A 14060-nucleotide genomic window follows, 5' to 3' on the forward strand; every position below is an offset into this window, starting at 1 on the left:
CAACAACTCGTTGCAAGGATGTTTACCCCAAACCTGATTTATTCAACAAAGCCGTTAAATGATAGTGCATGTCTCATCGCTCATCGTTCCATTCTATTTTTATAAAAAGGAAATTCAGTTTCTTTTGGTTTTCATGTTCCTTTTTTCTTAACTTGTTGAAAATGATCGTTTTTTGAAATACTTATTAATGCAACAAAAGGAATAAAAGAAAACATCATCAGATGAATAAAAGATCCGTTCATCATAATACAAGTCTATTGTGCTAACTTGGACGCTACAATGGTCTTTGGCCTCCCCATTCGGATTGATTTTATCATGTTGTTTTAACTGAATTTTACTAATAATTTCCGTTTTTAAGTTGAATGATAAACCCGAACGGGGTGATTTACTTTATCGTTCGAGTTTTTTCAGGTTCTTAGCTCACAACCTGCAAATTAAAGTAAGTCATTTTTGGGTTCCTATGCTCTACTTAAGTGTATGTATTTAAATGAAAATAACCATTTATTTGGTTTTAATCGGCACAAATAAATCCGAAAGTGATTTCTTGAAATTACTTTCAGGTTGCTGGCTCTCTCGCTCTTAAATATCCAGTGTTTAAGCGCTCCCACAAACTTCATTTTTAATTGCGGGCCTGGTTACATTGATGTTGCGAAATCAAACAAAAATGCTTTTATAATCAATATAAAACTGCAAATAAGTTGATTTTGTTTTGTTGCATAAATCAAGATAAAAATGCAATTAAAGTATGGATTGTCATGGCTAGGAGCTGCTTGCAGCATTAGCTACTTGGTTAACTTTTAAAGATGGTATGAAATGAAAGGTAGAAGATATGTATAGGGAAGAAAAGATTGAGCATATGTCCCTATATAACTGCCTATACGATGGTGTTAAAAAAGTAACCTGACGTTAAAAAAATTGCCATGAATATATAATATCATGGCAATTTTATTTGGTGTGTTGCGTTTTTTTGTCAACTATCAGCATTCATCGAATCAGCAAAATAAGAAAGAGCCTCTTTAATCTCTCTTGCCGCTTGTAGGTACTCAGCAACCCAGCGCGTTTCTTTAACGTTTAGTCCACGACATTCATCTGCACGCATGGATATCCATTCGGAAATAATCGCACAGCCGCCATCTATACCATCAATTAACGCCAACGCATTGCAACTGATATTTTCGTTATCACAGCCAACTGGGAGATTTTGAAGGCTGCGGTCTAAAAGCCCCATAACAGTAGTTATCGGTTCAGATGTTAATCCGGTCTGAAGTTCTGTACACTTTGCTGTAGCCATGTTGTTAGCCCCACTAACGATATTGGTTAGACGCCCTGCTGTGTTGTCGCACTTCAGGGCGTTGCCTTTACATTACTTTGTGTGTATTATGTAATGACACATGAACACATTAGACGAGTGTCAATGCAATGTCAATACAAAAGAGTACGCGCAGAGGAAGTCAGCCATTTCAACTTCGTCTCGATACGGATTTGCGCGAGGCGATGGAAGAGGCTCAGAGGCAGGATGGCGACGAATCACTAGCTGGCTGGATGAAGCGTATTATCCGAAAAGAATTAAAGGCAAGGGGAATAGAGCCTAAAGGATGAGTCGACCCCGCTTAGATGCCAAGCCAACCACTGAAGTACTTCAGTTAACTTCATTATCGTCAGTGTGGCATTCTGTGATTGTCTCTTTGGTTGTATGAAAAAACGGGTGTTAAAAGGCTATCAGGCTTCGGTCTGGTAGCCTTTTTTTATTCTCAATACCACTGAACCCTTTCATATAGTTGCCGATTTTTCAATATGAAATACTTCAGTTGTTTTATAAACCCCAATAAGTTTTAAACCAAGGAGTTCATAAGTGATTATCAATGAAAAAGCGCTTGGCGCTATCTACACCAATATTAAAGTGGTATTTAATCAGCGAGCTAAAAAATCCGCTCCTTTATACCCTCAGATTTCAACAAAAGTACCGTCTACAACAAAATCAAACGTCTATCCGTTTCTTGGGGCATTTCCCAGCTTGCGGGAATGGGTGGGGGAGCGCGTAATTAAAAGCCTTTCCGCTTATAGCTTTTCTATTGAGAACCGAAAGTTTGAATCAACTATCAGTATCTCACGTGAAGATATTGAAGATGATAATATCGGAATGGTTGGAAGTATGGTTTCTGATATGGCGGATGCGGCTGCACATCACCCTGATGAATTGCTCTTTGAATTAATTAAGCAAGGATTTAACAAGAAGTGTTATGACGGTCAGCCTTTTTTCTCGCCAACGCATGTTGTTACTATTGGTACTGAGGAAACCACCGTTTCAAACGTACAGGTTCCCGCAAACGCTTCTGATGAAAAATCGTTGTGGTTATTACTCGATAATACCCGCCCAATTAATCCGTTTATCTGGCAGGAACGTATTCCTTACGACATTCAGCAAATAACTAACGGGAAAGAATCACTATCCTTTATGACTGACGAATATTTTTACGGCGTTCGCGGGCGTGGAAATATGGGGTACGGGTTCTGGCAGATGGCTTTTGCAAGCAAGAAAGAGCTAAACGCGGATAACTTTGGCGATCTGTATGAACGCATGAGTTCTCAGATTAATGACGCTGGCAGGCCACTGCGCATCAAGCCGACAATCCTGCTGGTTGGCATGAAAAACCGTGAAGCAGCGTTCAATATCGCAAAAGCTCAGACTCTCGATAACATGAAGCCCAACCCTAACTATGGGCTTGTTGAAGTAATTGTAACGCCGTTCCTCGACTGATAGCGCTTATATACAGGCTGGCTTAATGCCCTGCTAAACGGGCATTCGCCCAGCACGACCTTACTAATAAAGGCAGCGCGAACGATGAACGCGCTGCACCTTGTGGAGAAGTGAAATGGAAAAGCACGCATTGTTATACGGCGTTCAGGCTGGTGATAAGGTACACACTGACTTTCAGGTACGTATTCCCGTAGTCAATGACACTATTGAAGCGCTACGCCTGACGTATGAAAAATTCGGTACTACAGAAGGCGCTGTCGCTTCAACGTATTTCCGTATCGCGGTGATGGCTCAGGTTATTACCGCACTTGGTGATTTGCCTGAAGAGGAAATCACCCCTGACTTACTGCTGAACGGGATGAATGACGATGACTTCGATCTCATCGATGCGCAGATTGAAGCCATTAAAAAAAAGCGGCTGCTTTCGAACAGCAACTCTCCGGCTATCGAACCCTAATTCTGGCTCTCGGGCGGCACGGTATTAGTGAAGCTCAAATTGGCGGAATGAGCCGTGCAGAACTCGATGGCTATGCTGATGCCCTTGCTCGGTTGAATGGACACAAGGCCGGGAAAGCCGCCCCCCGCGACACGCGAGTAGTCAAATCGCTACGCCAGAAAAAAACGGCAAACAGAAATAAAGCATGATGCGTTAGTTTTCTGTCCACGGCACCGCCTCAATAGCCCTGCAATAGTTGAGATATAAGGCGGTGCCTGTATGCCGTTCTAATGGGTTCTTTTGCCTTGCTTGTAGGGTAGATCATTTCTTTTGTTTTATTTGAATCTGGATCGATTTAAACGGGGTTTAAATGTGGTTGCTGATGTGGTGATGCATGGCAAGGTTATTTTGGTTGCCCTTGTCACTTTTCAAGATTCACACCTACAACCTTCTTGCACCAGATGAATACTTGTAAAGGAGTCATTTCATGTCTCGAAATTTAGCGCTTACATTAAACCTAATCGCCAAGGATAGTGGCTCAAAAGTTCTTCGTGCCGCGATGCAAGAAGCGGGTAAACAAGCCCAAAAGCTAGAGAAAGAACAGCAAGGCTCAAGTGAAAAAGGAATCCGTGCATCAAAAGCCCTGGCGGATGAATATCGCCGTTCTTCGGAAGCCCGATCGGTTCTGGGTATTCGTTCGGAGCGTCAGATCCAGAGGGAAATTCAGCAGACTACAGCGGCCTATAATCGCCTCACCCGCACCGGACTTCTGTCAGCCAATGAGCAGGCAAGGGCCTTTGATGCCATGCGACAAAAAGTTACCCAACTGAGGGGGGAACTGACCAGAACCTCAGAGACAACTTCCCGGATAAGTAAAGCCAGAGTGCTTGGCGGTAATGTTGCTGCTGTCGCAGGAGGACTCACCGCCGCAGGCGCTGTCATTGCGCAGCCCGTCCGTGAGCAAATGAACTATAGTCAGCGCCTCGCCAGTATCACGAATACAGCCTATAACCATTTACCCGCAGAAGAGCGGATAGCGGCAAAAAAACAATTGAGCGGCGCAATAAAGGATTCCGTCAGAAAAGGCGGCGGTACAGCCGATACCGCCGCAAATGCGCTCAGCATATTAATGTCTAAAGGCGGTGTGGATGATAAAACTGCCATGTCTGTTCTGGGAGATGTTATGTATACATCCACCGCCACCGGCTCCAACCCAGAGGAAATTGCACAGCTCGCTGTAACCGCCATGAATAACTTTAAAATAAAAAAAGAAGAACTTCCGTTATTTTTTGACAAATTAACCCGTTCTGGTGAGCTGGGAGGCTTTGAATTGTCAGATATGGCAAAAGAACTTCCCACCATAATGACAAACTATTCTAAATTAGGCATGGGTGGACTTAAAGACCTTGATTTACTTCTTGGCAACCTACAGGCCAATTCAGATACAGCAGGAAATAATGACACAGCGGCCAATAATTACAATCAACTGTTATTAAAAATCACCAGTGCCGATACCATCAATAATATGAAAAACAGAAAATTCAGAGTATCCGGCGGCAAGCCAATGTCATACGCTGATTTTCTTGTTTCTCAGAGGGCTAAAGGAAATAACACATTTGAATCATTTTTTAATGCCGTTGATTCAATAATATTAGGCGATAAGGATTACAAAAAACTTACCGCAGACATCGGAAGAAATAAAGGAACAAATAAAGAGAAAGACCTTCTTGCGGCGCGGGATGTTCTTGTATCCACTATTATTGCTTCAATAGTTCCTGATGCTCAGGCGCAAATGGCACTGACCACGGCATTTTTAAAGAAAGATTATATTAAAGAGCAGATGGCGGGAACTAATAAAGCTAACGGTGCTGTAGGTTCCTCATTTCAGGTCGTGGCCGACGAACCCCTTTTTAAATTTAATCAACTGGCTAATGAAAAATTTTTTGCTGATGGTGATGTTTTCACTAAATTCAATAAAGAACTGGGTGATGCCGCCGCGACTATCGCGGATTACGCCAAGGAATACCCGGCTTTGACCGCCGCCGTCGATGGCGCAACCCAGGGGATAAAAGCCATGACGGCGGCGGCATACGTTTTTGCTGGTATCAGGTTTTTACAGGGAGGAATTGGTGCCCCCTCAGTTCCAGGCGGCGGTGTGGGTACAGTCGGAAAGCTCGCAGGGGCGTTGTCAATAACCACTCCGGCGATTGCCATTACAGCGGGTTCCGTAGCACTTGGTTACATGCAAGATAAACTGAGAGAGAATTTTGCGAAAAAAACCATGCCGGAGAAAGTTCAATCCATTCAGGATGGCACTTCCGGCTATAGCTTTGTTGATATTGTATGGGGGGTATTGAAAAGCCGTTTTGGGAAAGACAATCGCCAGTCATCTATTAACACCCCCTCCCTGCCTGATGGCGGTGTTGATATTGCTCCACAACTGGAGCGTGATGGCGTTAATTTCGGCGTGCCAGCCTATTTGCAACGTAACAACAAAATCGGTTATCTTGCGGACTCATCATCGGAAAATAAACAGCCACTCATTATCAAAAATCAAATCATGCTTGATGATCGAGTGCTTGCTGAGGCTGTAAATAACGTAAATTCCTCGCAAGCTAACAGAGGCCCAATGCTTCCATATTAATAAGGCGATTGCCATGTCCAGTATTTGTAATGATAAGAATAAAAAAGAATTTTTGAATAGGGTTGTAGATATTACGGCAAAAATAAACGCGGCAGTTGATGATTTAACTATGCTGACAGGTAGCGACATCAAATATTTCAACAAGGATGAAGTAATATATATTCGTAGCGCAATTGATGATATCACCAGTGCTACATCGCTGGTTTTGACTAGTGCTGTTAGTGTCGTTGCTCCTGATGAATTAGATAAAATAAAATTATCACGCCCTTTAAGCGCAACAACTCAGGCTAAGGAAACACAAGAAAAATATGACCCGGAAATTTTGGGTAAGTTACCTGATGTTTGTGTCGATATAGTCAACCTGATTGGCATTAATCAAGCGATGAAGTTATTTAAAACCTTTGGGGGAACGACCTTTCCAATCGGGAAGGGCATTAAATTCCTTGGCGGCGCACGAGCAAATGCTTTACGGACAATCCTTACAGATGAGGAAATAAAGAAACTCCAGCAATATTTTTCCGGTGAAATTCTGTACCTTCCCCGTTGTGATAGACTTTTGCGGGAAGTCCGTAATCGTGAGTTTCTTAACGAGTTTGCTGCAATGCGTCAGACCGGCGCGTCAGCCCTTTCATGTATGGCTGTGCTTCCGCCTAAATACGGCTTCTCAGACCGCTACGGATGGCAATTACTTAGAAACGAGCGGGAGTCAAGCCAGACAACGACACGAAAGAATTAATCTAGCGGTTAATTTTGCACAGTGTAAAAAGAGCATCATTATCAATATGGTGCTCTATGCAAAATGATTTGCCAATCTATGCAAAAGAAGTTACCGCGCTACACGGAGCCGGTTTTGTCGTTTCTGGTGTCTACCTCGCTATCTCGCATTTGGGCAGCCAGTCGGCGTCGGATTCGTCTTTCAGCTCAAGATTGGTCTGTATACCCTGATTGGTTCTGCCCTTGAGGTACGTCTGCCCGTATTCCGACATCATGTTAGGCAGCACCTTACCAAAGGCCGTCAGGCTGATCGGTTTCTGGTGGCCGTGCGACTCCATAAAAGACAGATAGGCGTGATACAGGTATTTACGCGGGTTGCGGGGCGTGATGTTGGCGTTGCCCATATACAGCCCGGTGGTGTCGTTGTGTGCCAGCAGGTAGCCGCAAAAATCAACCAGCGGGTCGGCCTGTCGTTTGATTTCCAGCGCCTCAGCGGAGTGTTGCTGTGCCTGTAACAGCGTCCGGGCGTCGTTTGGCTCTTCAAAACGTTTCATCAGGTGACGCACTATCACCGCCAGTTCAGCGCGGATTTTCTCTTTCAGCTTGGGGTCGCGTTCGCTGGCCGGGATGGTTTCACCGAAGTGGATAATCACCCGGCGACGGGACACGCCGCCGCTGCGGTCACTAAAGCGCATCGGCGAGTTATTGACGGCCAGAATCACCGCCGGTATCCGAGTGGAATAGGCGTCACGGTATTTCGGATCAACCATCACCGCATCGCCGCCGGTAATGGCCTTGATACCGGCACCGTCACCGCTCCATTTCTCTTGGTCAGGCAGTACGATGAGTGAGAAGCCGATAATCGACGAGCGCTCACGGGACGATTCAATGGTGTTGATGGTCGCCGCCGTGGTGTTGTCCTCCCCGGCCAGCATGGTGGCGATTTCCGCCAGAATACTTTTCCCGCTGCCACCGGGGCCGGTGACTTCAAGGAACAGTTGCCAGTCGTAGCAGTTCGCCAGCACCATAAACAGCGCGGCCAGAATGCGCTCTTGTTTATCAGCGTGGTTCCCGGCGGCACGGGTCAGCCAGCGCCAGAAGTGCGGCGCGTTGTCGGCAAGGTTTTCCCCGGCCTTAAACGGGGTGTAATCCACGTCATTCACGGTATGCAACCAGTGCTCCCGGCGATGGGGTTTAAATTCCCCGTTTGCGGTATCAAACACGCCGTTACGAAAGCCGATTAACCGACGCTGGGAGGCTTCCTGCATCGGAACAATCAGTTTCAGCGTGTTTATCACACTGTCTATACCCGCTGCGGTAAAGGGTGCCTGTATCTTCTGAAACAGTGCGGCGATATCCCGGCTTAACAGGCGATGGGGAAGGACTTTCCACGCGCCGTTCTGGTACTGGAAGAACGTTTCCCCGAAGGCGTCAATTGCCAGCGTGTCGCGGTAGTGTTCACGTATCTTCTCCGCTTTCTCGCTGGCGCTCATGGCCTTGAATTCGGCCTCACCCAGCGACGCAAACGGGCTGGCTTTTTCCGGTTGGGTAAAGGTATTCAGATGCTGCCGGGTGGCGTCGGCACCCTCAGCACGATACACATCATTCCAGTCACCAAACACCGGCGGCAGCGCGACCCGGCCATTGACAGCAACGGCGGCCTGTTCGGCTTTGGTCTGGCCGGTGCCGTTCTCGTCCCGGTCGGCGGCTATCAGCAGCGTGACCGCCGGGTGGCGGGTTTTCAGCTCACGGGCAAGGGACGGCAGGTTGTTGGCGCTGAGCGCGACATACACCGCATCACCGGTTAACTGATGCAGCGTTAAGCCAGTGGCGTAGCCCTCGGCCAGCCAGATAACGCTGGCCTGTTTACCGCTGAAACAGTGAAAGGCTCCTTTCACCTGTCCGCCTTTTAACGTGCGTTTGTCGCCCTGCGCGTTGATAAGCTGGAGATTCACCACCTCACCGTCCGGTGTGGTCAGCGGCACCAGTACGTCACCGGGCTGATAGGCAATACCGCCCACGCGCAGCGGCTTACCCTGTAGGGTGGGCACAGCCATGTCCGGCCAGCCTTTGGCGATCAGATAGGTGTTGCCGGATTGTGTCACCGCCTCGTTCAGTTTGGCCTGTGCCTGAACCGCCGCCCGTTGCCGGGCGGCCTCGCTGTCTACATCGTCAGGCATTGCCGCTGCCGGGCTGTCCGGCAGGTCGCCCAGCCATGCGCTCACTTTCACAGCGGCTTCTGTCGGCGTCAGGTTCAGGGCTTTTTCCACCAGATTGAGGCCATCCCCCGCGCCGCACTGGTTACAGAACCATGTGCCGCGCCCATCTTTGTTATCGAAGCGAAAACGGTCTTTGCCCTCGCACATCGGGCAGGCGGTATGCTGCCCGGTGGCATCAATACGAATACCCACAGCCGGGAGCAGTTGCGGCCAGTGCCCGCTGGCGCGTTTCACAGTCTGTGTCACGGTAAGGTGTGCCATGCGTTGCCCCTTAATGCAGTGTGGTGGTCGGTGTAGTCAACATCGCTCAGGTCGCCGAGCTCGTCGGGTGTGTCCAGCGTGGCCGAGAGCACTTCCAGCCGTTCAGCCAGCACAAACAACAGCACCTCTTTTGCCATCGGGTTATCCAACTCAATCACGGCATGGGTTAAGGCGCGGCACTGGTCGGTCAGCTCTTCCGGGGTCAGGGGCGTATCATCAAACATGGCGTGTACTCCGCAGCGGCAGACGGCCAGCAAAAGCCAGTACATAGTCACGTGCCAGTAAACGGCGGGCGCTGATTTCATCCGGGGCGATAACGGCTTCACGGTGCGGCAAGGCGCGTAATTCAGCGCGGCGCACGGCCAGAAACAGAAAGGTAAATTGCGGGTGTGACGGGGTGGGGGTCGTAGCCATGAGACATATTCCTTTGTTAGCTGATTACAGCTACCACCGGAAACGCCAATTTCAAGGGTGGTAGCCCAGACAGGGTTGGCGTAACCGGTAACAAAGGAAACCGGCGCTTCCGAAGAAGCCCCTGCCTGAGCCACCATTGTTCTGATGCTAAAGCGGGAAAGGATCCGCTGCACAACATATAGGTGTACTAAGACATCGACATAAAAAAACACGCATGGCGCGTGTGGTGTCGCCTTTGTTATTTCCGGGACGCCAATCCCGGCTACCGATTTTGCGGCAGCGACAAAACTATAACGCCAAAAAGCCCCGGCAGGCAAGCCGGGGAAACGGATAAATTGCGCAGTCATGAACAGCCTCAGCAATTGGTCAGCGCATCACCGGCACGGGATGCACAGTAACGCCGGGGTGAATCAGAGGCGGCGGGCGTCGGTGCAATGCTCAGCAGCAATGCGCCGAAACGCTGTTCACGGGCGGCAATAGTGGCCGGATTACGGATGGCTGGCAGCAGTTGATCGCACAGGCTGAGGGCTTCCCGTTCATCGAGTGTGACTGACTGCCCGGCGATAGTGAAGGTGATCATGCGTGGTTCTCCTGTTGACGGGCGGCGATACGCTCGGCCACCCAGTGATGAATTTCGGACTCAACCCACGCGACGTTCTTCCCACCCAGCGACACACGGGCGGGAAAAGCCTTGCGGCTACTCAGTTCGTACAGCGTCGAACGGGAAATGCCGGTGACGTGCAGCACTTCCGGAAGGCGCATTAAGCGCTCTCTGACCGGATGCGGTGACATCGGGGGCATAGCAGGAATGGGCGTTGGGGGTGTGGCTGACAACATGTGGCGCTACCTCGTTAATGTCCGCCCGGCTCTGGCCGGATGGCGCTGGATTTCTCTGGTAGCTCGCTATTATGTGAATATTTTCGGAGACCGCAACAAGGGGAAGTTGTGCTACATCTGGCACAACACGGTTAAAATTCAACCACCTCCTCAGGTTGATAGTAATGTTTAGTTATGTTTGGTAATGCTCACATCTTACTTACGAATCAATTTCACTAAGTGATTGATTCATGTAAATCAATCTAAAAAAACATTCAAAAAACATGCTCGCCAGAAAAAAGGCTCAAAAAACCGAGTGAACAGTGTGAACACTCGGTGAAGAGTTATTCATCAACTATTCACCCCTTTATTTATTGATTTATCTATTCTTTTTTATCAGGTGAAGAGTAGTGAATAGTTTTATAAAAGAGTTAGCTCTCAATTGGGAAACGGCCTGCTGTAGAGATTGTTTTGTGTGGGAAGTGGCACAACCGGCTCAGATAGCGGGAGTTGTGTGGTGAATTGCACAATAGCCATCAGACACCCACCCCATACAGAGAAATGACCATGAGCCAGACAACGACACCAGACACGAAATCAGTTAATCCCCTGCCGGATACGCTGAAAAGAGCGACTGACTATTACCTGAGAATGCGGGAAGCACACACCGTTAACGCGGGTGAGCTGGATAACATTGATACCGCGATTGCACGTGCCAAAGAACAGAAAGCCAACACGGAAGCGGAAAATCAGCTTTCCGATACCGACTGGCGTGCGCGTTTTCTTGCCGCACGTGGCGAAATGACGGAAGAACTGAAAAATCAGCAGTTACAGCGTCTGGCACAACGTGAACTGGCACAAGAATATGATGGGCTACTGGCGCAATTGGAAATAGAGCAGCTTAGACAGAAAGCGAAGTGCTACGCTTCAGCAAAAGATTGTTGTGATGCTCACGCCAGCGCCCTGCGAGACTATGCAGAACGGGAATTTAATCAGGCGTTAAGTAACATCAGCACAACCCTGATCCGGGCGATCAAGTTAAAGCAGCATATGCTGGATATCACCACCTCTGAATATAAACAAGGGATCGCCTATCAGAAGCCTGAGAAAGTAGTCATGGATTTGGTTACTGAAAAGCTCAAGGCGAAAACGAATAACTACCGTTTTGATATGAGTAATGAGCCGGTGTTGTCATCACTGGGGCTTAACGTCCCCTCATTGCCACATTCTGATTTTGAACCCGTAGCAAGCCCAGCAAGACGAATGAAATTTTTCCGTGAATTAAAAGAAAAAGAGGAAGCATTAAAAACACGGAGCCAAAAAGCATGATGCACTGCCCGTTCTGCGGCCACGCTGCCCATGCACGCACGAGCCGATCGTTATCGGAGAACGTCAAGCAGCGTTATCACCAGTGCCGAAATATTGAATGCTCAGCAACTTTCCGCACACTGGAATCGATAGAGGAAATTATTCAGCCATCGAACCGAAAAGATTTACCGGTGCCGGGTATTCCGTTATCACCGGTCATGCAGAAAAAATATAAGCATTACTCGGCCTCAGCCCTGCGGAATTAATTAGCCAGATTATAATTTCATTACCGTGAGCATCAGGAAGTCGCCCGCCATTGCGCGGGCTTTTTTGCGCGCTTTTTTCTCTGGCTAGCGATTTTTTGACCGTGCATGCATACGGTGCATGGAATTGCATGCAATACTTACCCCCGAAACTGCCCTACAGCGCCAGTGCTGGCACGGCCTGAACGCTTCCATGCAACTGCATGAAAAGCGCTACACAAAGCGGGCAGGCGTGGCGGGGATAGCATTGCGCGCGGGGGATTTTTTAATGATGTGCTTGATCGAAAATATGATTGCATTGACACTCTATCTGTTGATTAACATAAGCTAGCTTTTAGCAGGTTGGTTCTTAAAATATTTAAAGAAGGATGTTTCTATGAGTAATTACTTTAATTTCAAGCCTAATTTGAAAAAACTGAGAGATTGTTAGAAGGAGGCCTATTTAGCTATTAAAGGCTACTTCGCTGAACTATCAAATGCCGAAAATCACATTTTAATACAGTTGCCAACTGGAACAGGTAAATCAGCAGTAATTGCCATATCACCATATGAGGTCGCTAAGGGAAAAGTTCTCATCTTGACACCAAACTTGACGCTAGTAGATCAAATTGAACAAGATATTGATATATTCGAAAATCCAAATGGGAATGTATATAAAAAATTAAATTTATTCTCTAGTGAGTTTTATGAAAAAAGTGAGGCTTATCCTTTAAGGTTAAATGATAGTGTAAGTAAAAATGATATAGATGAACATCAAATAATTATTGCTAACTATCAGCAGTTAAATGATGTGGGGAAATGGTTCAAAGGAAAAGAAGAACAGGTCGACTTAATTATTATCGATGAAGCTCATCATCAGAAAGCAAGAACCTATCAAGAAGTGATAAGCTTTTTCCCACAAGCAAAAATACTAAGTCTTACTGCAACGCCATTTCGTTCTGATGGAAAACCTTTAGATGGTAGAATTATTTATACTTATCACTTTTCAGATGCAATAAAAAAAGGTTATATCAGGAATATAAAGGTTTGTGATATAGCACCTGAATCGATCTCATTGACAGGTATTTTCAATGATAAAGACGGTAAAGAATATACTTTGGAGGATATTCTTGAATTAAAAGAAGAGGCGTGGTTTCGACGAGGAATAGCATTGTCTCAAGATTGTTGCGATAGTATAGCAAGTAAATCTTTCGAAAAACTTTTGGATTTGAGAAAAGCTAATCCAAATGATACCCATCAAATTATTGCCGCTGCAATATCTAAACGTCATGCCAGAGAGTTTGTTAAACCTGCCTTTGAACGTTTAGGACTGAAAGTCGGTTTGGTAAGCACCGAAGAGAAAAATAATGATGTCACCCTTAGAAAATTAAAACAGGGTAAAATTGACGTGATAGTAAATATTGGTATGCTTGGTGAGGGATTCGACCATAAACCATTGGGTGTTGCAGCAATTTTTAGACCTTTTTCTTCTTTGAATCCATATATTCAATTTCTAGGTAGAGTCATAAGAGAAAATGGAAGTACAAAAAATTGCTGGGTAGTCTCCCATCTTGGTTTGAATCAGATATCGAGATTTAAAGAATTTAAATTATTTGATGCAGATGATAAAGATACTTTAGAGAAGCTCTTGTCGGGAAATGACAACGGAAGCACAGGAGGGGAATCTTCTTTTGTCGAAACACAAGAAAGAAATTCAATAGATGTATTGATTTCAGAAAACGGAGATAGCCTCTTAGAGTTTAATGAGGATTATGTAGACCTTTCTAAGGTTGGTAAGCTTGAAAAACAAATTGCAAGTTTAAATGAAAGTGAAGCTAGAGAGTTGTTAACTAGGATTGGAGTTGATACTGAGTCAATAAATTTATTTACCACACATAAAAAAAGGGTAAAACCAATAAATAAGAAAAAAGCAGCGCAGTCAAGGTTAAACGAAACATCAAAAAGTATAGCGACGGATATACTTTTAGAATTAAAACTGGGGATGTATAATAGGGATTTCAATCCATTAAGAAAGAACTTTGTGTGGGTTAAAGCTAAAGTTGATAAAGAAATAAATAAAAAACTTGGGATTAAATCAGCCGAAAGAAAAAATATCACAAACTCTCAGTACGATGATTTTTCAGCCCGTGGGGAAATTGGGATTATAAAAGAATCTTGCCTAGATTATTTTAAAAGACCCTGTAAATAATTCTGTGTAATTGCCATCCGATTAAAGGTGGTCGCTCAG

14 protein-coding genes and 1 pseudogene are annotated in these 14060 nt (G+C 46.2%); 8 read left to right on the forward strand and 7 right to left on the reverse strand.

Features of this window, described 5'->3' with window-relative positions:
- Positions 1-970 precede the first annotated feature (970 nt).
- Positions 971-1291: a hypothetical protein gene (locus ACKQAD_RS19885; RefSeq protein ID WP_409161701.1), complete on the reverse strand. Its 321-nt coding sequence runs from the start codon at positions 1289-1291 to the stop codon at positions 971-973.
- 128 nt (positions 1292-1419) lie between these two features.
- Here ACKQAD_RS19885 and ACKQAD_RS19890 point away from each other — a divergent pair, with 128 nt between their 5' ends.
- From ACKQAD_RS19890 to ACKQAD_RS19910, 5 genes are all read left to right on the forward strand, one after another.
- Positions 1420-1599 carry a YlcI/YnfO family protein gene (locus ACKQAD_RS19890; protein WP_336713483.1) on the forward strand — a complete coding sequence of 60 codons (180 nt, stop codon included), beginning with the start codon at positions 1420-1422 and terminating at the stop codon, positions 1597-1599.
- Between the two features lie 253 nt (positions 1600-1852).
- Complete coding sequence (locus tag ACKQAD_RS19895) at positions 1853-2758, forward strand: Mu-like prophage major head subunit gpT family protein (RefSeq protein ID WP_409161702.1); 906 nt, start codon at positions 1853-1855, stop codon at positions 2756-2758.
- A gap of 115 nt (positions 2759-2873) precedes the next feature.
- Positions 2874-3215, forward strand: a complete 342-nt coding sequence (locus tag ACKQAD_RS19900; protein WP_409161703.1) for a hypothetical protein — start codon at positions 2874-2876, stop codon at positions 3213-3215.
- A 466-nt stretch (positions 3216-3681) separates the two neighbouring features.
- Positions 3682-5838, forward strand: coding sequence for a phage tail tape measure protein (locus ACKQAD_RS19905; RefSeq protein ID WP_409161704.1), 2157 nt, complete (start codon positions 3682-3684; stop codon positions 5836-5838).
- 13 nt (positions 5839-5851) lie between these two features.
- The gene (locus ACKQAD_RS19910) at positions 5852-6574 is read left to right on the forward strand and encodes a hypothetical protein (RefSeq protein WP_409161705.1); all 723 of its coding nucleotides are present in this window, start codon (positions 5852-5854) and stop codon (positions 6572-6574) included.
- Positions 6575-6704: 130 nt separating this feature from the next.
- On the opposite strand, the gene ACKQAD_RS19915 is transcribed toward ACKQAD_RS19910, so the two are convergent.
- From ACKQAD_RS19915 to ACKQAD_RS19940, 6 genes and pseudogenes are all read right to left on the reverse strand, one after another.
- Positions 6705-9032: a phage/plasmid primase, P4 family gene (locus tag ACKQAD_RS19915; protein WP_409161706.1), complete on the reverse strand. Its 2328-nt coding sequence runs from the start codon at positions 9030-9032 to the stop codon at positions 6705-6707.
- The gene (locus tag ACKQAD_RS19920) at positions 9014-9301 is read right to left on the reverse strand and encodes a hypothetical protein (protein ID WP_409161711.1); all 288 of its coding nucleotides are present in this window, start codon (positions 9299-9301) and stop codon (positions 9014-9016) included. The genes ACKQAD_RS19915 and ACKQAD_RS19920 overlap by 19 nt, the downstream gene beginning before the upstream one ends.
- Positions 9249-9446, reverse strand: a complete 198-nt coding sequence (locus ACKQAD_RS19925; protein WP_409161709.1) for a host cell division inhibitor Icd-like protein — start codon at positions 9444-9446, stop codon at positions 9249-9251. The genes ACKQAD_RS19920 and ACKQAD_RS19925 overlap by 53 nt, the downstream gene beginning before the upstream one ends.
- A 47-nt stretch (positions 9447-9493) precedes the next feature.
- A pseudogene (locus ACKQAD_RS19930) lies at positions 9494-9793 on the reverse strand (ash family protein); the annotation flags it as partial.
- Positions 9794-9801: 8 nt separating this feature from the next.
- Positions 9802-10026 (reverse strand): hypothetical protein, encoded by a 225-nt coding sequence (locus ACKQAD_RS19935; protein WP_015841426.1) that lies wholly within the window; start codon positions 10024-10026, stop codon positions 9802-9804.
- Positions 10023-10283, reverse strand: a complete 261-nt coding sequence (locus tag ACKQAD_RS19940) for a helix-turn-helix transcriptional regulator (protein ID WP_039351571.1) — start codon at positions 10281-10283, stop codon at positions 10023-10025. Before ACKQAD_RS19940 ends, ACKQAD_RS19935 begins: the two co-directional genes overlap by 4 nt.
- A gap of 546 nt (positions 10284-10829) precedes the next feature.
- Here ACKQAD_RS19940 and sid point away from each other — a divergent pair.
- The 3 genes from sid to ACKQAD_RS19955 all read left to right on the forward strand — a co-directional run bounded on the left by sid (position 10830) and on the right by ACKQAD_RS19955 (position 14021).
- Positions 10830-11591: a capsid size-determining scaffold Sid gene (gene sid / locus ACKQAD_RS19945; protein ID WP_409161707.1), complete on the forward strand. Its 762-nt coding sequence runs from the start codon at positions 10830-10832 to the stop codon at positions 11589-11591.
- Positions 11588-11836, forward strand: coding sequence for an ogr/Delta-like zinc finger family protein (locus ACKQAD_RS19950; protein ID WP_409161708.1), 249 nt, complete (start codon positions 11588-11590; stop codon positions 11834-11836). The genes sid and ACKQAD_RS19950 overlap by 4 nt, the downstream gene beginning before the upstream one ends.
- A 445-nt stretch (positions 11837-12281) precedes the next feature.
- Complete coding sequence (locus ACKQAD_RS19955; RefSeq protein ID WP_409161710.1) at positions 12282-14021, forward strand: DEAD/DEAH box helicase; 1740 nt, start codon at positions 12282-12284, stop codon at positions 14019-14021.
- Positions 14022-14060: the final 39 nt, after the last annotated feature.

This window comes from Pectobacterium artocarpous, assembly GCF_046159765.1.
In the GTDB taxonomy this organism is placed as follows: Bacteria; Pseudomonadota; Gammaproteobacteria; order Enterobacterales; family Enterobacteriaceae; genus Pectobacterium.

Bases quoted from the DNA above. Each gene is read 5' to 3' on its own strand.
- ACKQAD_RS19920 (WP_409161711.1), bottom strand. From the start codon at position 9,301: ATGTACTGGCTTTTGCTGGCCGTCTGCCGCTGCGGAGTACACGCCATG.
- ACKQAD_RS19900 (WP_409161703.1), top strand. From the start codon at position 2,874: ATGGAAAAGCACGCATTGTTATACGGCGTTCAGGCTGGTGATAAGGTA.
- ACKQAD_RS19925 (WP_409161709.1), bottom strand. From the start codon at position 9,446: ATGGCTACGACCCCCACCCCGTCACACCCGCAATTTACCTTTCTGTTT.
- ACKQAD_RS19950 (WP_409161708.1), top strand. From the start codon at position 11,588: ATGATGCACTGCCCGTTCTGCGGCCACGCTGCCCATGCACGCACGAGC.
- ACKQAD_RS19935 (WP_015841426.1), bottom strand. From the start codon at position 10,026: ATGATCACCTTCACTATCGCCGGGCAGTCAGTCACACTCGATGAACGG.
- ACKQAD_RS19885 (WP_409161701.1), bottom strand. From the start codon at position 1,291: ATGGCTACAGCAAAGTGTACAGAACTTCAGACCGGATTAACATCTGAA.
- ACKQAD_RS19910 (WP_409161705.1), top strand. From the start codon at position 5,852: ATGTCCAGTATTTGTAATGATAAGAATAAAAAAGAATTTTTGAATAGG.
- ACKQAD_RS19915 (WP_409161706.1), bottom strand. From the start codon at position 9,032: ATGGCACACCTTACCGTGACACAGACTGTGAAACGCGCCAGCGGGCAC.
- sid (WP_409161707.1), top strand. From the start codon at position 10,830: ATGAGCCAGACAACGACACCAGACACGAAATCAGTTAATCCCCTGCCG.
- ACKQAD_RS19890 (WP_336713483.1), top strand. From the start codon at position 1,420: ATGTCAATACAAAAGAGTACGCGCAGAGGAAGTCAGCCATTTCAACTT.
- ACKQAD_RS19940 (WP_039351571.1), bottom strand. From the start codon at position 10,283: ATGTTGTCAGCCACACCCCCAACGCCCATTCCTGCTATGCCCCCGATG.
- ACKQAD_RS19905 (WP_409161704.1), top strand. From the start codon at position 3,682: ATGTCTCGAAATTTAGCGCTTACATTAAACCTAATCGCCAAGGATAGT.